Here is a 19,239-nt window from a genome sequence, read left to right on the forward strand (position 1 = left end):
CCTTTGAATTCAAGCCACGCAGTCAGAATTCAGCGAATTTTCGCCGTCGACGAAGTGAGATAACATGCCTGGTCAGGGCCCACAAGCCGAGCCGGGAGTGGGTCGCTGGCCAATCTTGCGGCACAAGGGATCGTCACACCGGAAATTTAGGGCGTCAACAATTGAAGCGCGTTATCTAAGGTTGCACGCCGCGAATTCATGTACGCGACCAGGAAACCTTTGAGAAACCTGTGAAAAAAGGGCTGCTTTCTCGAAGTGCTTCACAGCATGGGGCGAGAGGGTGGCACTCGCAGCCCTGACAACCACTCTCGAAGGAGCTCACCTTCATGGACAGGCGTACCTTCATGGCCGGATCCGCGACCGCGACCGCCGGCGCCTTGGCGGTGTTCGGCGGCGCAACACCCGGCTCGGCCGCTGAGGAAGACGGGACGGGCTCGGGGGGTGACCACGTGCGGAGTGTCACCGCCGTCACGCAGGTCTTCGGCGTCGGGCAGAAGCTGGTCGCGGTGGCGGTCGAATACGACAGCGACATCGACGGCTCGACCCTGTCGACGTCGACGTTCGCGGTCACCGATCGCACCGTGACCAAGGTCTACGCGAACCGGACGGCCGACCTCGCGCAGCGGGGCAGGGACGGCCGCTACGTCATCGTGGAGCTGTCGCCGGACGACACCGCGGCGGCCCTGTGGGTGACCAAGCAGGGTCCCGGCACACCTCCCGACGACGGTTCCGACGACGGCGGGTCGGGCGATGACGGCGGCGGGCCCGGGGCGGGGGGCCCGGTGGTCGGCGACACCACACCGGGCGGAACCATCGTCGCGGCGAAGGCCACGGTGACCCAGACGGGCACCGTCACCACGACCCGTGGCACCCGTTACGCCGCGGACGCCACGGCGCGGACCACCGAAGCGGTGGTGAACCTGATCGTCGACGACTTCCAGCAGCTCTCGTTCAGCGACCCCGCCACCGGGCAGACCCTGAGGTACAACCTGTTCGTCCCCAAGAACTACGACGACCGCAAGAGCTACCCGATGGTGCTGTTCATGCACGACGCGAGCGTGGTCAACGTCGCGACCGAGGGCCCCCTGGTCCAGGGCCTGGGCGCCGTGTGCTGGGCGAGCCCGGAAGACCAGGCCCGCCACGAGTCCTTCGTCCTGGCCCCCGAATACGGCTCCGTGGTGATCGACGACACCTACGAGCCGTCGACGCTCTTCGAGGCCACCGCCAACCTCGTCCAGTCGGTGACGCAGCAGTACAGCATCGACCGGGACCGGCTCTACACGACCGGGCAGTCGATGGGCGCGATGATGTCGCTGGGTCTGAACATCAGGTACCCCGACCTGTTCGCGGCCGCGTTCATCGTCGCAGGCCAATGGCCGGCGACCCAGGCCGCGCCGCTGGCCCGGAAGAAGCTGTGGATCCTCGTCTCCGCGGACGACACCAAGGCATACCCCGGCGAGCAGGCCATCACCGAGGTCATCCAGGACCAGGGCACACAGGTCAGCACCGCCCTGTGGGACGGCCGGTCCACGGCCGCGGAGTTCGCCGCGGACGTCCGGAGCATGAAGGCACAGAGGACCCCGGTGAACTTCGCCGCCTTCGAGACCGGCACCGTCGTGCCGCCCGGGTCCACCACCAGCGCGCACATGGCCACCTGGCAGACCGCCTACGCCATCCCCGGCATCCGGGACTGGATCATGCGCCAGTCCCTGTAGACACCGGCTCGCTCCGAGCGCCGTCGCCCCGACTTCCGCTTGTCCGGGTGACGGCGCGAGCGCGTTCATCGACAAGATCGGGACCATAAGCGGGCCAACATCCCTTCCCTCACGAGGGCGCCTGACGCGTGATCAGGCATGTGGCGCGCCACCGTCCGCCGCCAGGCGCGTGAGCCACTCACGCAGCAGGCGCTGCTCGGCGTCGCTCAGGACATCGGCACTGTCGGGGAGGGCGGCGCGCAGCGCGCGGGCCGCCGCGGAGGGACCGGACTCCGAGGCGGGGACCACCGGCTCGGCGCGAGTGACAGCCGCGACCATGGACTCGCGCAGGACGGTCAACAGCGCCGGATTGCGGCGGTCCGCAGGGGTGGAGTGCCAGGTCGTGACCGCGCCCTGGCCGGTTGCCTGGATGATCTGGGCGGCCAGCTCCTCGTCCACCCGCAACCACCCCCTGGCCGCCAGCCGACGCACTCGCCCGTGGAGGATCTCCAAGCCCGCGCGGTGTGCTGCGTCCGATCCCCGGCCGAAGGCCCGGTTCATCACCGCGAACAGCTCGGGGCGGGTGACCCCGAACTCGACCACCATGTCCCAGCCGCGGCGCAGCTCCTCCACCGGGTCCTGTGGCGCGGGGTCGAGCTGCGCGCGCTTTCTCTCCAGGAACTGCGCGTAGCCGTGCTCAGCGACGGCCTCGAGAAGCCCCTCCTTGTCGCCGAAGAGGCGGTAGATCGCCGGCGGCTGCATTCCGGCCGCGGCCGCGACCGCGCGGGTGCTCACCGCGTCAGGGCCGCCGTTCTCCAGCAGCTCGACGGCGGCCTCGACGATGCGGCGCCGAGGGCTGTCGGTTGAGTCGCGCGTAGCCATGAACCGATGGTACCGAGGATCTGGTTCCATCGGAATTTCCAGTGTTACCGTTACTGTGATTCCACCGGAAACAGTGTACGGAGAACTCAATGATCATCGTTACCGGAGCCACCGGAAAGCTCGGCCGCCGCACCGTCGAGCGCCTCTTGGAGCGTGTCCCCGCCGACCGCGTCGGCGTCAGCGTCCGTGACCCCCGCAAGGCCCAGGACCTCGCCGACCGCGGCGTCCGCGTCCGGCAGGGCAGCTTCGACGACCCCACCTCGCTCGGACACTCCTTCGAGGGCGCCGAGCAACTGCTCCTCGTCTCCCTAGACCGCACAGGCCAGGAATGCGTCAGCGGCCACCGCGCCGCCATCGACGCCGCCGTGCAGGCAGGCGTCGGCCGCATCCTCTACACCAGCCAGATGGGCGCCGCCCACGACGCCCGTTTCCAGGCATGCCGGGACCACGCCCAGACCGAGGACCTGCTGCACGCCACAGGCCTGCCCTGGACCGCGCTGCGCAACGGCTTCTACGCCTCCAGTGCCGTGCAGTTCCTGGAGTCCTCCCGCCACACCGGCGACATCGCCCTCCCCGCCGACGGCCCCGTCGCCTGGACCGGCCACGACGACCTCGCCGAGGCCACTGCGGTGATCCTCGCCGAGAAGGCCCGCTTCGAGGGGCCCACCCCGCCGCTCACAGGCCCGGCGGCGCTCGACTTCGAGACCATCGCCGAGATCGCGTCCGAAACCACCGGACGGCCCTTCACCCGCACCGTCGTCCCCGACGACGTCTTCCGAGAGCAGGTCCTGGCGCACGGCGCCCCGGCCCCGATCGCCGACCTGATGCTGAGCATCTTCGCCGCGGCGCGGAATGGTGAGTTCACCGCTGTCGACTCGACGCTGGCCGAGCTGATCGGGCGAAAGCCCGCCGGCTTCCGTACCCAGCTGGAGCGTGCCTGGGCCGAATAGATCCAGCGGGGCGCGCAGACAGCCCGGCCTGACGCGCCGCCCACAAAGGCTCGTCCTCTGTCGCCCGAGGGACGTCGATCACCAGATCAGCGGCCTCGGGCACAAGCCAGCGGCCTCGGGCACAAGCCCAGGCCCGGACCTCGACAAGGTCCTGATACGCCGCTGGCAGCACCGCCACCGCGATACCCGGGCGCCACGGCGGCACCGTCAGCACCCCACCCCGACCCGCGACGCATCCGCGGTCACCGGGCCAGACGCTCCTCGGCCCCCACCAGACGTTCGTTCAACGCGTCGATCTCACGCCGGAGCCCGGCCGCTTCGCCCCGCGCGGCCGCCTCCCGCCGATGCAGCTCTTCGATCAGCGAACGGAGAAAGAAGGGCGCCGAGGCCCGAGGCCGCCGATGAACTCCGCGGACGCGAAGAGCTCCGGCGTCAGATGTATGCCGGTGATGCGGTGGGCGAGGGCGAAGGCGGCGAGGAACTGTCCGCCGCAGTCCAGGTCGCCGGACCCGCTGAGGTCGAAGCCGGATTCCCGCATCTCGGTGAGGAGTCCATCCGGGTGGCTGCCGTCGCGGTCGTCGGGGAAGAGCTGGTCGAAGTCCAGGAGTATGGCGCCGTCGCGGTACCAGCAGAAGCGGCACGCCCCAGCGATGCCGTGGTGGTTCGAGACCACCGTGCGTCCACGCGAGAGGGGGAGCATGACCTCATCCGTGGCGCCCAGATAGCCGTCGGGCTCGAACATCAGCGACCAGCCACCGAGGGAAGTGGCCCCCGCGAACTCCCGGTGGTGGTGGAGCACTGAGTCCTGTGACGGCTTGATCAGTCCGTCCACGCCGGTGATCCGCATTCCGGACTCGACTCCGAGGGCCTGGAGCAGTTCCTCGGGGGTAAGCCCTTGGACGAGCGTGACGCAGTACTCCTCGTACTGGTCCTGCTCCCGGATCCACGCGTAGTCGGCGGCGGTAGTTGTGTCGGTCATGCGCTCAGAATGGCAGCCGCCACTGACAGTGCCCGCCCAGAACCGTTCCGGGTTCGGAACAAGGGGTAGGCCACCGTGCAACTCTCCCTACTAAAACGCCAGTTCAAGCGGTGGGAGTGCACGATGGCCGTGTCACAGTCCGACTTGACTTGTGCGAGCCCCTGTCCCTCTGCCTTACCTGCGCCGGACGTAGAGGCGATCGCCCTCCGGGCCCGTCCACTCCAGGCGTACGACGCCCGGGACGGCGGCGTTCGCGATGCGGGACGGGTGGGACCAGTATCCGGCGTTCGGGTTGCGGAAGAACGTGGCCCAGAGGCCGCCCCCGTGGTCGGTGAAGAAGTTGTTGTGGCCCGCGCCGACGCCCGCGGTCCACCGCCGGGAGTACGGGCCCTCGAAGCGGTCCGCGACGGCGACGACCGCGTCGTACTGGTATTGCGTGCGGCCGGCGCCCGGCGGGTCATAGGCGTAGTGCGTGCTGCCGTCCGGGGCGACGGACGAGCGGTTCCAGGCGGCCTGGAGGAGGTAGTACTTGCCGCCGTGCTTGAAGACGTACGCGCCTTCGAGGTACGGCTCCGGAGAGTAGGGCGACTGCCGGAACTCCGGGAGGTCCGTGGTGGGGACGATGTCCTCCATGTCGGCACGGAACTTGGCGTACAGGTCGTTGTGCAGCACGAGCCAGGCATCGTGGCCTTCGGCGTAGATGCTGCCGTCGATGTGGTGGTACGCGCCGGGCTCGATGAACGCCGGCCCACCGGTGAGCGCTTCGCCGAACGGCTTGGCGAGGTTGCCCTTGGCCAGCCGGTACGGTCCCGCGACCCCGCCCTCGCTCACCAGCAGGAACGAGCCGACCTTGCGGGAGTGGTCACCCATGCACGCGACGATGTACCAGCGGCCGCGGACGTAGTGCACCTCCGGCGCCCACACCTGGCCGCGCTTGCCGAACTCGTCGTCGTGCCAGTACTGCTGCCAGGGGGCGACGACCGTGCGCCCGGGCCGGTTCTCGCCGACGAACTCGGGCGACCACACCTTGCCCTTGGCGGCACCCGGGCGGATTCCGGTCGTGTCGGCCAGCCGCCACGGTCCGCGCAGCGACCTGGACACCCACACGAAGATCCCGTCGTTCCACGGGGCGGCCACGTCGAGGCCCGGCACCCGGGTGGTGCCGGTGGCGACGTAGAGCGGACTGCCCCCGACGACAAAGCAGTTGACGTAGGTGTCCCGCATCCAGACCACGCCGCGCTCCTTGTCCCGGGGGCGCAGTTCGAGCGGGAGAATGAAGGAGTTGTCGTCGCGCGGCCAGAGGTCCGGGCGGGTGTCGGCGAGGCCGTACGGTTCGGGATCGGGCCAGTTCGCCGGGTGTGCCGCGGCTTGTACGCGTCGCGTCGCCGGGTCCGCTCGTACGGAGGTTGTGGGCAGCGCCGCTGACACTCCCAGGGTGCCGGCGCCTGCCAGCAGGGCTCTCCGGCCGATGGGCGGCCGGTTCGTGTTGTCGGTCATCAGCCATGTCCTCCGTCGTCGGGCCGCCCGAGGGGCGGCATGACGAACAGGATGCGAACGGCCGCTGGATTTCGTCAACAGTCCGGAAAATTAATCCGGATCGGGCGTTCCGGGGAGTGGTTTCGGCCGGGGCGACACCAAAGGCCGTGCGTTACCGAAGCGTTACAACCCCGGACGACGGCGTGGATCTTGCAAGTAATACCAGGTCACAGGGGTTGAGGCCGACTACCCCCGGAGGGTGGAGGCGGCCAGGTGATTTCATCCGACTCATTGACGAAAATATTCGGCGCTCACATGCTGTCCGGCATGCACCCACACGACGGTCCGCTGACACGGCTCCGGCGCAGCCATGAGCAATCCGTTCTCGAGTTGCTCCGCAAGTACGGTCCGCTGAGCCGTGCCGAGTTGGGCACCCGCAGCGGGCTCTCCCGCACCACGCTCTACGACATAGTCGCCGGCCTGGTGACCAGTGGCGCGGTGGTCGTCGGCACGCCGTACATCGAGGCGCGCAAGCGGGGGCGCCCGGTGGAAAAGCTCAGCCTCAACCCGGCCGCCGGGGAGGCGGTGGGCATCGACTTCGCGCGCCGTGCCGTGCATGTCGCCGCGGTCAACCTCGCCCACGAAGTGGTCGGTTCGGCCAGCGAGGGGCATACGGCGGACCTGTCCTGGCCCGAGCGGGTGGACATCGCCGTACGACTGCTCGACTCGCTGACGACCGGTGCGCAGGGGGAATCGAGGGCCGGCGGCTCAGGGCGGGCGCAGGCCGTCCATCTCGGCGCGCTCCGTGCGATCGGCGTCGGCGTGGTCGGTCCGACCACCGACCCCGGCAGCGAGAGTGCCCACGCGCAGGGCATCGACGGTCTGCCGGACCTGCTGCGCGAGCGGTTCGGGGTGCCGGTGCTGCTCGACAACAACACCCGCCTCGCCGCGCTCGCCGAAGCAGTGTGGGGCGCGGCGGCGAACAGCAGCGACGTGCTCTACCTGAGGCTGTCGCACGGCGTGGGCGGCGGACTCGTCGTGGGCGGCGCACTGCACCGGGGCAGGCACGGACTGTCCGGCGAGTTCGGACACATCACCGTGGACCCGGCAGGCGAGCGGTGCGAGTGCGGCGGGACCGGCTGCCTGGAGACCCTCGCCTCACTCGATGCGGTACTGCGCCGCTACCGGGCGGCGGGCGGCAGGGCGGACAGCCCCGCGCGGTTCCTGGACGCCGCAACGGCAGCCGACCCGCCCGCCCTTGAGGTCCTTGCCCGCGTCGGCAGTGAGGTCGGCGGCGTACTGGCCGCGATCTGTCACGCCGTCGGCCCGGGCGTCATCGTCGTCGGCGGCGAGCTGGCGCAGGCCGGCGATGCCCTGCTCGAACCGGTCGAACGGGCCCTGCGGCAGCACCTGATGCCGCTCGCCCGCCACCACGTGGACGTACGGCGCGCCACGCTCGGCGAGGTCGGCAGCGCCCTGGGTGGCATCGCCCTCGTACTCCATGAAACCCCGCTGCTCACCCACTACCCGCAGCCCGTCTCCGAGGAGAACGCATGAGGCCACCAGTGAGGAACCCATGGCTGTGATCACGCCTCTCGACAAGACCGCTGCCCCTGCGCAGCGGCAGCGGCAGCAACCGCGCCGTACCGTCCGACCGCTGGTCCTTGGCGGACTGGCGCTCGCGGCGGGTGTCGCCGTGTGGGCCGTCGTGGCCGCCCTTGGACTGGTCGAGAACCTGCCCACACCGGCGGCGGTGGCGCGCAAGGCGGGCACCATGATCGCCGACGGCACGCTGGCGTCCGATACGTTCGCCAGCCTGCGCCGGGTCTTCATCGGCTACGCCCTCGGCGTGGTCGTGGCAGTCCCGGTCGGCTTCCTCATGGGCTGGTACCCGACGGTGCGCGCCATGGTCGAGCCGTACATCCAGTTCTTCCGCACCATCCCGCCGCTGGCACTGATCCCGCTGGCCGTGGTGCTGCTCGGTATCGGTGAGGTGCCGAAGATCGCCGTGATCTGTCTGGCCTCGTTCATGGCCTGCGTCGTGGCCTCCTTCCAGGGTGTCGTCGACGTGGACAGGACCCTGATCAACGCCGCCCGGGTGCTGGGCGCCTCGGACCGCGTCATCTTCGCCAAGGTGGTCGTCCCGGCGTCCACCCCGTTCATCCTCGTCGGCATGCGGATCGGTCTCGGCGCGTCCTGGGCCACCGTGGTCGCCGCCGAACTCATCGGTGCGCAGGAGGGGTTGGGCTACCGGATGCAGAAGGCGGCCACCTGGTTCGACATGGACGCGATCTTCGTATCGCTGATCACTATCGGAGTGCTCGGGCTCGTCATGGACCGGCTGTTGCTGCTGGCCGAGCGACGCCTCACCGGCTGGCAGGAGCGACGATGAACAGCAAGATCAGTTTCCGTGGCGTGGTGAAGACCTTCCCGCTGAAGGGCGCCACCTTCACGGCACTCGGCGGGGTGGACCTGGACATCGCGGACCAGGAGTTCGTCACCGTCGTGGGGCCGTCCGGCTGCGGCAAGTCCACGCTGATGAGCATGGCCGCGGGGCTGCAGGAGCCCGACTCGGGCAGCGTCCTGGTCGACGGGAAGCCGGTGTCGGGTCCCGGCCCCGACCGGGGTGTGATCTTCCAGCAGTACGCCCTGTTCCCCTGGCTGACCGTGCGGCAGAACGTGGAGTTCGGGCTCAGACTCGCCGCCGTACCCGCCGACGAGCGCAGGCGGCGTGCGGACGAGGCCATCGGCCTCGTCGGACTCGGTGAGTTCGCCGACGCCCTGCCCAAGACGCTGTCCGGCGGCATGAAGCAGCGCTGCGCCATCGCCCGCGCGTACGCGGTGGACCCTCAAGTGCTGCTGATGGACGAGCCGTTCGGCGCTCTCGACGCGCTCACCCGGGTGCAGTTGCAGGACCAGCTGCTGCGGACCTGGAGCCAGGAGAAGCGGACCGTGCTGTTCATCACCCATGACGTGGACGAGGCCGTCTACCTGGCCAACCGTGTCGTTGTCATGGCGGCGGGCCCCGGGCGCATCCACCGCGTCATCGACGTGGACCTGCCCTATCCGCGTACGGAGGAGATACGGCTGTCCGCGGAGTTCCGCCGCATCCGCAACGAAGTCTGGACGTCCGTCTACCACCAGGACGAAGCCACCTCGGCCGCATAACCGCCCGCCGGCTTCCGCCACTCACCCTCGTACCGCACCGAGAGGATCCATCCACCATGTACCGAAGCACGGTCAGACGCGCCCTCACGACACTTCCCGCCGTATTCATGATGTCACTGTCCGTGAGTTCGTGTTCCGGGAGCGGGTCCGGCGACGACTCCACGGTCAGGTTCGGCTACATCGGTGACTACAACGGGGCCAGCCTGCTGGCGATCGCCGAGAAGCAGGGGCTGTGGAAGAAGGCCGGGCTGACCGCGGAGGCGAAGGCGTTCAACAACGGCCCGGTGCAGATCCAGGCGCTCAGTGCCGGCGACCTCGACTACGGCTACATCGGCCCCGGTGCCGTATGGCTGCCCGCCTCCGGCCAGTCCAAGATCATCGCCATCAATACGCTCACGTACGCGGACCGGGTCATAGGCCAGCCCGGGATGAAGTCCATGAAAGACCTCAAGGGCAAGAAGATCGGCGTGCCCGAGGGCACTTCCGGCGACATGATCCTCAACATCGCGCTGGCGGAGGCCGGGATGACCGACAAGGACATCGCCAAGGTCAACATGGATCCGTCCACGATCGTCTCCGCCTTCTCCTCCGGGAAGATCGACGGCGCCGGCTTCTTCTATCCGGCCATCGACACCATCAAGAAGAAGGTGCCGGACCTGGTGGAGGTCGCCAGCACCAAGGACACCGGGGATTTCTTCCCCACCGCGTTCGTCGCCGGCAACAAGGTGCCGGAAGAGAAGAACAGCAAGGTGGTCAAGGTACTGCAGCAGGCCAACGACTGGCGCCAGGCTCACCCCGACGAGACCATCGCGCTGACCGCGAAGCTGCTGGAGGTCTCCGAAGCCCAGACGAAGGCCGACGCCTCCCACGTCCAGACCCTCTCCACCGCAGACCTGGTCGCCAAGTCGAAGAGCGGTGAAGTGGACAAGTGGCTGAAGACACTTGGTGACTTCTTCGTACGCAACAAGCAGCTGGACGAGAACCCCGATCCGGGTGAGTACTACGCGGGCGAGCTCTACGAGAAGGCGCGGGGCGAGTAGGGGGCGAAAGCGTCCTTCGGGACGGCGTCCTTACTGCTCGCCAGGCAATTCGATACGCCCGTACGACTCGAAAGGCACCGCCGTGCGCCACAACATGCTCTTTCTGATGACCGACCAGCACCGCGTCGACACCCTCGGCGCCTACGGCAACCCGCACGTGCGCACCCCCAATCTGGACCGGCTCGCCGCACAGGGCACCCGCTTCGACAGCTGCTACACGCCGACCGCCATCTGCACTCCGGCCCGGGCCAGCCTGCTGACCGGCGCGGCACCCTTCCGGCACAAGCTGCTCGCCAACTACGAGCGCAACGTGGGGTACTTGGAGGACCTGGCCGACGGCCAGTTCACGTTCGCCGAGCAACTGCGCGGCGAGGGCTACAACCTGGGTCTCCTGGGCAAGTGGCACGGCGGCGTCCGGCGCACCGCCGCCGACTACGGCTTCCAGGGCCCGGACCTCGCCGGCTGGCACAACCCCGTCGATCACCCCGACTACCTGGCCTACCTCAGGGAGAACGGCCTTCCCGAGTACGCCATCAGCGGCCGGATGCGCGGCACGACCCCCAACGGCAGCCCCGGCAACCTTCTCGCGGCCCGGCTGCACCAGCCCGTCGAGGCCACCTTCGAGTACTACCTGGCGACCCGCGCCATCGAGATGCTCCGCCGCTTCGCCGGGAACGAGCAGGCCGGGGAGGGTGTGCCGTTCTTCCTCGCCACCCACTTCTTCGGCCCGCACCTGCCGTACATCCTCCCCGACGAGTACTTCGACCTGTACGACCCGGACCTGGTGGAGCTACCGGCCTCCATCGGCGAGACCTTCGCGGGCAAGCCACCGGTGCAGAGCAACTACAGCAAGCTGTGGGCATTCGACACCATGCCGATCGAGGACAGCCGCAAACTCATCGCCGTCTACTGGGGGTACGTCACGCTCATCGACGAGCAGATCGGCCGCATCCTCGAAGCCGTACGGGAGTTGGGCCTGGACGAGCGCACCGCGGTGTGCTTCACCGCCGACCACGGCGAGTTCACCGGCGCCCACCGGCTGCACGACAAGGGCCCCGCCATGTACGAGGACATCTACCGCATCCCCGGGCTGCTGCGGGTGCCGGGCGCCGTACCCGGCCAGGTGCGCGAGGAGTTCGTCTCCCTCACCGACTACACGGCGACCATCCTGGAACTCGCCGGCAGCGACCCCGCCCCGGCCGTCGACAGCCGCAGCCTGCTGCCCCTTGCCCGCGGCGAACGGCCGGCCTGGGACGAGCACCACCTGGCCGAGTACCACGGCCACCACTTCCCGTACCCGCAGCGCATGCTGCGCACCCGGCGCCACAAGCTGGTCGTCAACCCCGAGTCGCGCAACGAGCTGTACGACCTGCAGACCGACCCGGACGAGCTCCTCAACCGCTACGACCACCCCGAACTCCGGTATGTGCGCACACAGTTGATGCACCGCCTGTACCGCCTGCTACGGGACCGCGGCGACAACTTCTTCCACTGGATGACACCCATGTACGACGTGCCGACCGACCACGACACCACCCTGTCGTCGTTCGAGACGGAGAAGGCCGACGGCGCGGGCTCCTCGACGGCGGTCGGCGGTACGGATGCCTCGACGGCGGTCGGCAGTACGCGATGAGCAGCCCACCGAGCGCAGGCCGGGCCCATCCCTCCTGCTGCGCCCCCTCCCGCGCCGGCGCCGATGCCGTCGGCGCCGATGCCGTCGGCGCGGGGCGGCTCACCCTCGTACCCGCGCCGCCCGCCGCCCGCACCCGGCCGCTCGGCTACGACACCCGTGTCGCCCTGCCCGGCGGAACCTTCCGTATGGGCACCGAGGACGCGGACGCGAACCCCGGCGACCGGGAGGGCCCCATCCGTGAGGTGGCCGTGGACGCGTTCGCCATCGACGCCTACGCCGTTACCACCGCCCGCTTCGCCGCCTTCGTCACGGACACCGGGCACCGCACCGAGGCCGAGCGCCACGGCTGGAGCTTCGTCTTCGCCCGCTTCCTGCCAGGCGACTTGAGACGCGTCTCCCCCCGCCCCGACGCCACCCCGTGGTGGTGCGGAGTTCAGGGAGCCACTTGGCGCACCCCGGAGGGACCCGGCAGCGACCTCGAAGGCCGCTGGGACCATCCGGTCACCCACGTCGGCTGGTCCGACGCCAAGGCGTTCGCCGAGTGGGCGGGAGGACGGCTGCCCAACGAGACCGAGTGGGAGTACGCCGCCCGCGGCGGCCTCGACCAGGCCCGCTACCCATGGGGCGACGAACTCACCCCCGACGGCGAGCACCGCTGCCACATCTGGCAGGGCACCTTCCCCACCAAGAACACCGCCGAGGACGGCTACACCGGCACCGCGCCCGTCCACGCCTTCCCGCCGAACGCCTACGGTCTCCACAACGTCTGCGGAAACGTGTGGGAGTGGTGCGCCGACCCGTGGGACACCAAGTCCCCGGAGCTGCGCGTCATGCGCGGAGGCTCGTACCTGTGCCACGACTCGTACTGCAACCGCTACCGCGTCGCCGCCCGCACGGCCAACACCGCCGACAGCACGACGGGCAACCTCGGCTTCCGAGTCGCCTACCCCACCCCGGTCAGCAGCCTCGGACCCTTGCCGATCGCTGCCCCGCAGCCTGGCCCCAACTGATCGGTGGATGGTTCCGAAACCCCCTCATCCAGCACGCCGAATTCCACCGCAAGGACTTCGTCAGGGCCGCCCGCGCCGCCAACATCACGACGAATATGTGGGGTTGCCAACGGCGGACAACTCCACCGATCCTCCGCCCTTGGCGCGCAGCCAAGGGAAACGCGCCGGTCGGCGGGAGGGAGCGTGGTGGTCGCATGTGGTCGCACGAGGCTGGAGGTGTCGGCCCTTCCTCCGCCTCCGGGAGGCGACTCGGGGATCGGGTCAGACCCTCGAGCGGTGCCTCCCACATCCTCACAGTCAGGGATCTTGGATGGTCGGGCTCAGCTACCGAGGGCTCGCCAAGACTTTGACCGGGGGATCTCGTTCTGGTCCAGGAAGGTCTGGAAGGCGGTCGGTGGTCTCGGCGAAGAGGGTTCCTCGGTCAGTTACTAGCCGCTGAGTCGTTCGAGTCCCACGGCGATGGCCGTGAGTACGTGTTGCAGATGGGCTTTCGGCTGTCCTCGGTAGCGGCAGTGGCGCATTCCGTGTCCGTGGGCGAACTCGTTGATGGTGCCCTCGACTCCGGATCGGACCGCGTAGCGGGTCTTCCAGTCGGGTGTCTGCTGCTCGGCGCGAACGCGGAGTTGCAGGTCGCGGAGTCCTCGTGGGCGGCACTGACTCTTGGTGAACCGGGCCACGATCAGCGGTGCGGCGGTGGGCGAGGAAGTCGGGTAGGGGCCGTGCCAGCCCCGGCTGACCTGGCCCAGGTCGACACTCGCCTTCACCACGCCGGCGACCGCTCCCCGCTCGGAGAGCAGCCCGAGATGGGCGGCGACATCGTGACGGCGGCGGGTTTGCGGCTGCCGAGCTGCGCGGGTCCGCACTCATGCCCTCCTCCGGGACGCCATGGACGTAGGCCGGAGCTGCTCGGTACACCACCCGTGACCTGGCCATTTGCCGCTGCCGCGACGGTTCGAAGCTGGAGGAGCCAGGACATCTCGCAGCTCCACCCGAGAGGCTCTGACGATAAGTCCGTGAAACTTTTATCGCAAGATGTGTTAACAATGACGCAGTCTGCTGATAATAATTTCGCCATCGACATCGCGCCCGACACCCCAGGGCCGCATCCACACCCCTCCCGGCCGAGCCTCGATCGAGGTCCCGACAAACCCGTCGAGCGGCTGCTCCCGACGAGCGGAGCCGCCGTGGGAGCCCCCTACGCCGTTTCCGAACCACCTGTACGAGAGGTCCCCCGTCATGCGCTCGACCAGATACGCCCTCATAGCCGGCGCCGCGGCCACCGCCCTGCTCGCCACCGCCTGTTCCGGAGCCGGCGGGTCGGACGGAGGCAAGAGCATCAACGTGCTGATGGTCGGCAACCCGCAGATGGAGGACATCGCGAAGATCACGAAGGACACGTTCACGAAGGACACCGGGATCAAGGTGAACTTCACGATCCTTCCCGAGAACGAACTGCGCGACAAGGTCACCCAGGACATCGCCACCCAGGCCGGCCAGTACGACGTCGCCACCATCGGTGCCTACGAAGTACCCATCTGGGAGAAGAACGGCTGGCTGCACGAGCTCGGCTCCTACGCCGACAAGGACTCCAGCTTCGACAAGGCCGACCTGCTGGGGCCGGTGGTGCAATCGGTGTCCGGCTCGGACGGCAAGCTCTACGCCCTGCCGTTCTACGGCGAGTCGTCCTTCCTCATGTACCGCAAGGACGTCTTCGCCGAGAAGGGCCTGGAGATGCCCGAGCACCCCACCTGGCAGCAGGTGGCCGACCTCGCGGCCAAGGCCGACGGCGCACAGCCCGGCATGAAGGGCATCTGCCTGCGCGGCCTGCCCGGCTGGGGCGAGCTCGGTGCGCCGCTGACGAGCGTGGTCAACACCTTCGGCGGCACCTGGTTCACCAAGGACTGGAAGGCGCAGGTCAACAGCGGCGGCTTCAAGGACGCCACGAAGTTCTACGTCGACCTGGTACGCGAGCACGGTGAGGCGGGCGCGGCGCAGGCCGGGTACACCGAGTGCCTGAACGCGATGAGCCAGGGCAAGGTCGCCATGTGGTACGACGCCACCGCCGCGGCCGGCGCGTTGGAGGACCCCAGCACCAGCAAGGCCGCCGGCAAGATCGGTTACGCGTACGCACCCGTGGAGAAGACGAAGAACAGCGGTTGGCTCTGGGCCTGGTCGTGGGCGATGCCCAAGACCACCAAGAAGGCTGACGACGCCTCGAAGTTCATGCTCTGGGCGTCCAGCAAGAAGTACGAGAAGCTCGTCGGCGAGAAGCTCGGCTGGGCACGGGTGCCCGCGGGCAAGCGGGCCAGCACCTACGAGATCCCCGAGTACAAGAAGGCCGCCGGCTCCTTCGGCGACATCACCCTGAAGTCCATCGAGCAGGCCGACCCGGCCAACCCAGGCGTGCAGCCGCGGCCCACCGTGGGCATCCAGTACGTCGCGGTCCCCGAGTTCCAGGACCTCGGCACCAAGGTGACCCAGGAGATCTCCGCCGCCATCGTCGGCAAGACCAGCGTGGACAAGGCGCTGAACGACGGCCAGAAGCTCGCGGAGGACGTCGCCAAGAACTACCGGTGATCCCCGCGAACCGCCCGGCCGGCTCTCCCCTCGGCAGGGCACCGCTTCCCCCTACCCGGCCGTCACTGGCGGAGGAAAGTCCATGACCACGCTCACCGCTCCCCCCAAGACAGCGCCCCCACCCGCCCGTACCCGGAAGTCCTCGGGCAACAGCAAGTGGCGGCGGCGCATCCCACTGCTGCCGGCGCTGGTCTTCACCATCATCGTCACACAGCTGCCGTTCGTGGCCACCCTGGTCATCTCGACGTTCCAGTGGAACATCCTGCGGCCGGACGACCGTCACTTCGCCGGCCTGTCCAACTACACGTTCGTCTTCACCGACGAACGGCTGCGCCACGCGGTGCTCAACACCGCCGTGCTCACCGCGTCCGTGGTCGTCCTCAGCGTGCTCTTCGGACTGGGCCTGGCCCTGCTGCTGGACCGCCGCTTCCTCGGCCGGGGCCTGGCACGCACCCTGCTCATCGCGCCGTTCCTGGTGATGCCGGTGGCCGGGGCGCTGCTGTGGAAGCACGCCCTCTACAACCCCGACTACGGGCTCCTCAACGGCACCCTGAACGCCGTGTACCGGTTGTTCGGGGCCGAGAACGGCCCCACGGTCGACTGGGTGTCGAACTTCCCGATGCCGGCCCTGGTGATCGCGCTGGTGTGGCAGTGGACGCCGTTCATGATGCTCATCCTGCTGGCCGGTCTGCAGGCCCAGCCGGGCGACGTCCTGGAGGCCGCCAAGGTCGACGGGGCCTCCGCACTGCAGACCTTCCGACACCTCACGCTGCCGCACCTGCGGCAGTACATCGAACTGGGCGTCGTACTGGGCTCCATCTTCGTGGTGCAGACCTTCGACGCGGTCTTCACCATCACCCAGGGCGGGCCCGGTTCCCAGACCACCAACCTGCCCTACGAGATCTACCTGACCATGTTCCGCAAGTTCGAATACGGCCAGGCCGCGGCTGCGGGTGTCGTCGTGGTGATCGGCTCGATCGTCATCGCCACGTTCGCCCTGCGGGTCGTCGCCTCCCTGTTCCGTGAGGAGGCGTCCCGATGAGCGCCCAGGCAACCCCCCTCGTCGGACGGATACTCCGTCGCCGCGCAAACACCGAGGACCCCGGGCAGGCGCCGCGCCTGTCCCCGCTGTGGACCTTCGTCGCCTGGCTGGCCACCCTGGCCTTCTTCGCCCCGGTCGCCTGGATGGTGCTCACGTCCTTCCACCAGGAGGCCGACGCGGCGACCAACCCACCCAGCCTGCTGGCGCCGTTCACCCTGGACCAGTACTCGCTCCTGCTGGAGCGTGATATCACCCCCTGCCTGCTCAACTCGTCTATGGCCAGCATCTTCTCCACCCTGCTGGTCCTCCTCCTGGCGGTGCCGGCGGCGTACGCGCTGTCCATCAAGCCGGTCGAGAAGTGGACCGATGTGATGTTCTTCTTCCTGTCGACGAAGTTCCTGCCGCTCATCGCGGCGCTGCTGCCGATCTACATGATCGTCAAGGACATCGGCATGCTGGACAACGTCTGGACACTCGTCCTCCTCTACACCTCGATGAACCTGCCGATCGCGGTGTGGATGATGCGCTCGTTCCTCGCCGAGGTGCCCAGGGAGATTTTGGAGGCAGCAGAGGTCGACGGCGCCGGACTGCCCACCGTGCTGCTTCGGATCGTCGCGCCGGTCGCCATGCCAGGACTCGCCGCCACCTCGCTGATCTGCTTCATCTTCAGCTGGAACGAGTTCATGTTCGCCGTCAATCTCACCGCCACGCAGGCGTCCACCGCGCCGGTGTTCCTCGTCGGCTTCATCACCAACGAGGGCCTGTTCCTGGCCCGGCTGTGCGCGGCGGCCACGCTCGTGTCGCTGCCGGTACTCATCGCCGGTTTCGCCGCCCAGGACAAGCTGGTGCGCGGCCTGTCCCTGGGAGCCGTGAAGTGAGGGCCGCCGTCATCACCGCTCCGGGCAAGGTGGAGCTCGACGACTCGGTTCCTGGGCCCCGCGGTGTCGTCATCCCGGTCGCCGCGACCGGGCTGTGCGGCACCGGCCCGCACATCCTGCACGGCGAGCACGCCCCGAGCCTGCCGTCGCCCCCGGCCACGAGTTCGCCGGAGAGGTCGTCGCGGTCGGTACCGAGGTGAGCGAGGTGACCGAGTGCGAACGGTACGCGGCCATCGGGGTCACCCGCCCCGGCGCCGCCGCCGAGTTGGTCGAGGTCAACGCCGAACGGCTCGCCACCGCCGTGCAGTTGGGGTGCTCTGCGTCCGCCGCGTCCGCCGCGTCCGCTGACGGGCTGACGCCGCCGCGGCACGGCTGGGACGTGGTCATCGACGCCACCGACAACACGAGCGCCATCCAGGACGCGCTGGGCCGGGTCGGCAAGGGTGGTACGTACCTGGTGGTACGTACCCGCAGTTCGGTGTCGCCTCGCCCACCGCCCGCGTCACGTTCGAGCCGTACCGGATCTACCACCAGGAGATCACCATCACCGGCTCCATGGCCGTCCTGCACCGCTTCGAACGCACCGCGGACCTCTTCGCCACCGGGGTCACCGACCCGGACGTCTTCATCAGCGACCGCCTCCAGCCGGCGACGTTCCCGGACGCGATCGCCCGCTTCCAGGCGGGCCTCGGCCGCAAGATCCAGATCCAGACCGGCCTCGCCACCACGTGAACGCCCGAACCGAACGGAACTTCCCCACCATGACCGAGCAGATTCGCCGCGTCCTCGTCCGCTCCCTCGATGACATCACCATCGAGCACGTCCCCGCCCCCGTAGCAGGGGACGACGAACTCCTGGTGCACGCCACGGTCGTCGGCGTGTGCGGCTCCGACACCCATGCGGCGGCCGGCCACCATCCCTTCATCGACCTGCCGTACCGCCCGGGGCACGAGGCGGTGGGCGTCGTCGCCGCAGTGGGCAAGGGAGCCGAGAACTTCGCCCCCGGCGACCGGGTGATCATCGAACCCAACCTGTACTGCGGCCGGTGCCCCCAGTGCCGCTCCGGCCGCTACAACATCTGCCAGGAACTGAAGGTCTTCGGCTGCCAGACACCCGGCGCCATGGCCGACCGGTTCACCATCCCCGCCGACCGCGTCCACCGCGTCCCCGACGGCATGACCGACATCGAGGCCGCCCTCGTCGAGCCCCTGTCCACGCCGGTGCACGCGGTGGCGAAGACCGGCGACCTCACCGGACGCACGGTCGCCGTGCTCGGCGCCGGCCCCATCGGCCTGCTCACCCTGCTCGCCGCCAAGCACGCGGGCGCCGCCCGGATCGTCGTCACCGACCTGCTGGACGGCAAGCGGGAGAGGGCGTTGCGCCTCGGCGCCGACATGGCCCTGCCCGCCGACGCCCTCGATCTGGTCGAGCAGGCGCACGCCGCGCTCGGCGGTCCGGCCGACGTCGTCTTCGACTGCGTGGCCCGCGAGCGGTCCATGGCGCAGGCCACCGATCTGGTGGCCAAGGGCGGTCACGTCGTCGTGGTGGGCGTGGGCGCAGCCGGCCCGACCCCGGTCCGTCTGGACCTGGTCCAGGACCGGGAGATCCGTATCGAGGGCACCCTGATGTACACCGGCGAGGACTACCGCACCGCCATGTCGCTGATGGCGTCGGGCGCCGTGGACACCGCCGAGATCGTCACCGCCACCTACCCGCTGGAGGACGCCGCCAAGGCTTTCGCCGCGTCCGTCGACCCCGAACAGGTCAAGGTGCTGGTCACGGCGGACAGTCCGTAGGCCCGCGGCCACAGGGCACAGGCCGGGGCCCGTACGCGTACGCCTCAGCCATCGCCGTACGGGCTCCGGCCACGTCAGGGCCGTATGGGAAACTGCGAGACCGGAGCAACGGGG

The 19,239-nt window shown here is 69.0% G+C and carries 16 protein-coding genes and 1 pseudogene; 13 read left to right on the forward strand and 4 right to left on the reverse strand.

Annotated elements, in window-relative coordinates; genetic code table 11:
• The first annotated feature begins 326 nt into the window (after positions 1 to 326).
• The gene (locus AB0H86_RS08630; RefSeq protein ID WP_362434638.1) at positions 327 to 1,715 is read left to right on the forward strand and encodes a PHB depolymerase family esterase; all 1,389 of its coding nucleotides are present in this window, start codon (positions 327 to 329) and stop codon (positions 1,713 to 1,715) included.
• A 132-nt stretch (positions 1,716 to 1,847) separates the two neighbouring features.
• Here the strand turns inward: AB0H86_RS08630 and AB0H86_RS08635 are convergent, their stop codons facing one another.
• On the reverse strand, positions 1,848 to 2,576 hold the full coding sequence (locus AB0H86_RS08635; protein ID WP_362434641.1) for a TetR/AcrR family transcriptional regulator: 729 nt from the start codon (positions 2,574 to 2,576) through the stop codon (positions 1,848 to 1,850).
• Positions 2,577 to 2,665: 89 nt separating this feature from the next.
• Here AB0H86_RS08635 and AB0H86_RS08640 point away from each other — a divergent pair, with 89 nt between their 5' ends.
• The gene (locus tag AB0H86_RS08640) at positions 2,666 to 3,526 is read left to right on the forward strand and encodes an SDR family oxidoreductase (RefSeq protein WP_362434644.1); all 861 of its coding nucleotides are present in this window, start codon (positions 2,666 to 2,668) and stop codon (positions 3,524 to 3,526) included.
• Positions 3,527 to 3,884: 358 nt separating this feature from the next.
• Here the strand turns inward: AB0H86_RS08640 and AB0H86_RS08645 are convergent, their stop codons facing one another.
• Complete coding sequence (locus AB0H86_RS08645) at positions 3,885 to 4,505, reverse strand: DUF6461 domain-containing protein (protein ID WP_362434646.1); 621 nt, start codon at positions 4,503 to 4,505, stop codon at positions 3,885 to 3,887.
• 174 nt (positions 4,506 to 4,679) lie between these two features.
• Positions 4,680 to 6,002, reverse strand: a complete 1,323-nt coding sequence (locus tag AB0H86_RS08650; protein WP_362434649.1) for a family 43 glycosylhydrolase — start codon at positions 6,000 to 6,002, stop codon at positions 4,680 to 4,682.
• A 294-nt stretch (positions 6,003 to 6,296) separates the two neighbouring features.
• Between AB0H86_RS08650 and AB0H86_RS08655 the strand changes: the two genes are divergently transcribed.
• From AB0H86_RS08655 to AB0H86_RS08680, 6 genes are all read left to right on the forward strand, one after another.
• Positions 6,297 to 7,538, forward strand: a complete 1,242-nt coding sequence (locus tag AB0H86_RS08655) for an ROK family transcriptional regulator (RefSeq protein ID WP_362435253.1) — start codon at positions 6,297 to 6,299, stop codon at positions 7,536 to 7,538.
• A gap of 19 nt (positions 7,539 to 7,557) precedes the next feature.
• Positions 7,558 to 8,373: an ABC transporter permease gene (locus tag AB0H86_RS08660; protein WP_362434651.1), complete on the forward strand. Its 816-nt coding sequence runs from the start codon at positions 7,558 to 7,560 to the stop codon at positions 8,371 to 8,373.
• Positions 8,370 to 9,149, forward strand: a complete 780-nt coding sequence (locus tag AB0H86_RS08665) for an ABC transporter ATP-binding protein (protein WP_362434653.1) — start codon at positions 8,370 to 8,372, stop codon at positions 9,147 to 9,149. The genes AB0H86_RS08660 and AB0H86_RS08665 overlap by 4 nt, the downstream gene beginning before the upstream one ends.
• Positions 9,150 to 9,205: 56 nt before the next feature.
• Positions 9,206 to 10,189, forward strand: a complete 984-nt coding sequence (locus AB0H86_RS08670) for an aliphatic sulfonate ABC transporter substrate-binding protein (RefSeq protein ID WP_362434655.1) — start codon at positions 9,206 to 9,208, stop codon at positions 10,187 to 10,189.
• A 94-nt stretch (positions 10,190 to 10,283) separates the two neighbouring features.
• On the forward strand, positions 10,284 to 11,822 hold the full coding sequence (locus AB0H86_RS08675; protein WP_362435256.1) for a sulfatase-like hydrolase/transferase: 1,539 nt from the start codon (positions 10,284 to 10,286) through the stop codon (positions 11,820 to 11,822).
• Positions 11,819 to 12,832, forward strand: coding sequence for a formylglycine-generating enzyme family protein (locus tag AB0H86_RS08680; RefSeq protein ID WP_362434657.1), 1,014 nt, complete (start codon positions 11,819 to 11,821; stop codon positions 12,830 to 12,832). The genes AB0H86_RS08675 and AB0H86_RS08680 overlap by 4 nt, the downstream gene beginning before the upstream one ends.
• A 428-nt stretch (positions 12,833 to 13,260) precedes the next feature.
• Here the strand turns inward: AB0H86_RS08680 and AB0H86_RS08685 are convergent, their stop codons facing one another.
• Positions 13,261 to 13,695, reverse strand: coding sequence for a transposase (locus tag AB0H86_RS08685; RefSeq protein ID WP_362434659.1), 435 nt, complete (start codon positions 13,693 to 13,695; stop codon positions 13,261 to 13,263).
• Positions 13,696 to 14,068: 373 nt separating this feature from the next.
• Here AB0H86_RS08685 and AB0H86_RS08690 point away from each other — a divergent pair, with 373 nt between their 5' ends.
• The 5 genes and pseudogenes from AB0H86_RS08690 to AB0H86_RS08710 all read left to right on the forward strand — a co-directional run bounded on the left by AB0H86_RS08690 (position 14,069) and on the right by AB0H86_RS08710 (position 19,125).
• Positions 14,069 to 15,409: a sugar ABC transporter substrate-binding protein gene (locus tag AB0H86_RS08690; protein WP_362434661.1), complete on the forward strand. Its 1,341-nt coding sequence runs from the start codon at positions 14,069 to 14,071 to the stop codon at positions 15,407 to 15,409.
• An 82-nt stretch (positions 15,410 to 15,491) separates the two neighbouring features.
• A complete protein-coding gene (locus AB0H86_RS08695) occupies positions 15,492 to 16,451 on the forward strand; it encodes a sugar ABC transporter permease (protein WP_362434664.1) in 960 nt (319 codons plus the stop codon).
• Positions 16,448 to 17,329, forward strand: a complete 882-nt coding sequence (locus AB0H86_RS08700; RefSeq protein ID WP_362434666.1) for a carbohydrate ABC transporter permease — start codon at positions 16,448 to 16,450, stop codon at positions 17,327 to 17,329. Before AB0H86_RS08695 ends, AB0H86_RS08700 begins: the two co-directional genes overlap by 4 nt.
• Positions 17,326 to 18,061: pseudogene (locus tag AB0H86_RS08705) on the forward strand (alcohol dehydrogenase catalytic domain-containing protein). The gene AB0H86_RS08700 and the pseudogene AB0H86_RS08705 overlap by 4 nt, the downstream one beginning before the upstream one ends.
• 29 nt (positions 18,062 to 18,090) lie before the next feature.
• Positions 18,091 to 19,125, forward strand: coding sequence for an alcohol dehydrogenase catalytic domain-containing protein (locus AB0H86_RS08710; RefSeq protein WP_362434668.1), 1,035 nt, complete (start codon positions 18,091 to 18,093; stop codon positions 19,123 to 19,125).
• Positions 19,126 to 19,239 lie beyond the last annotated feature (114 nt).

It is taken from the genome of Streptomyces sp. NPDC050997 (assembly GCF_040660135.1).
In the GTDB taxonomy this organism is placed as follows: domain Bacteria; phylum Actinomycetota; class Actinomycetes; order Streptomycetales; family Streptomycetaceae; genus Streptomyces.

What these genes read in the sequence shown, in the direction of transcription:
- AB0H86_RS08630 (WP_362434638.1), top strand. Translation starts at nt 327, where the DNA reads ATGGACAGGCGTACCTTCATGGCCGGATCCGCGACCGCGACCGCCGGC.
- AB0H86_RS08635 (WP_362434641.1), bottom strand. Translation starts at nt 2,576, where the DNA reads ATGGCTACGCGCGACTCAACCGACAGCCCTCGGCGCCGCATCGTCGAG.
- AB0H86_RS08640 (WP_362434644.1), top strand. Translation starts at nt 2,666, where the DNA reads ATGATCATCGTTACCGGAGCCACCGGAAAGCTCGGCCGCCGCACCGTC.
- AB0H86_RS08645 (WP_362434646.1), bottom strand. Translation starts at nt 4,505, where the DNA reads ATGACCGACACAACTACCGCCGCCGACTACGCGTGGATCCGGGAGCAG.
- AB0H86_RS08650 (WP_362434649.1), bottom strand. Translation starts at nt 6,002, where the DNA reads ATGACCGACAACACGAACCGGCCGCCCATCGGCCGGAGAGCCCTGCTG.
- AB0H86_RS08655 (WP_362435253.1), top strand. Translation starts at nt 6,297, where the DNA reads ATGCTGTCCGGCATGCACCCACACGACGGTCCGCTGACACGGCTCCGG.
- AB0H86_RS08660 (WP_362434651.1), top strand. Translation starts at nt 7,558, where the DNA reads ATGGCTGTGATCACGCCTCTCGACAAGACCGCTGCCCCTGCGCAGCGG.
- AB0H86_RS08665 (WP_362434653.1), top strand. Translation starts at nt 8,370, where the DNA reads ATGAACAGCAAGATCAGTTTCCGTGGCGTGGTGAAGACCTTCCCGCTG.
- AB0H86_RS08670 (WP_362434655.1), top strand. Translation starts at nt 9,206, where the DNA reads ATGTACCGAAGCACGGTCAGACGCGCCCTCACGACACTTCCCGCCGTA.
- AB0H86_RS08675 (WP_362435256.1), top strand. Translation starts at nt 10,284, where the DNA reads ATGCTCTTTCTGATGACCGACCAGCACCGCGTCGACACCCTCGGCGCC.
- AB0H86_RS08680 (WP_362434657.1), top strand. Translation starts at nt 11,819, where the DNA reads ATGAGCAGCCCACCGAGCGCAGGCCGGGCCCATCCCTCCTGCTGCGCC.
- AB0H86_RS08690 (WP_362434661.1), top strand. Translation starts at nt 14,069, where the DNA reads ATGCGCTCGACCAGATACGCCCTCATAGCCGGCGCCGCGGCCACCGCC.
- AB0H86_RS08695 (WP_362434664.1), top strand. Translation starts at nt 15,492, where the DNA reads ATGACCACGCTCACCGCTCCCCCCAAGACAGCGCCCCCACCCGCCCGT.
- AB0H86_RS08700 (WP_362434666.1), top strand. Translation starts at nt 16,448, where the DNA reads ATGAGCGCCCAGGCAACCCCCCTCGTCGGACGGATACTCCGTCGCCGC.
- AB0H86_RS08710 (WP_362434668.1), top strand. Translation starts at nt 18,091, where the DNA reads ATGACCGAGCAGATTCGCCGCGTCCTCGTCCGCTCCCTCGATGACATC.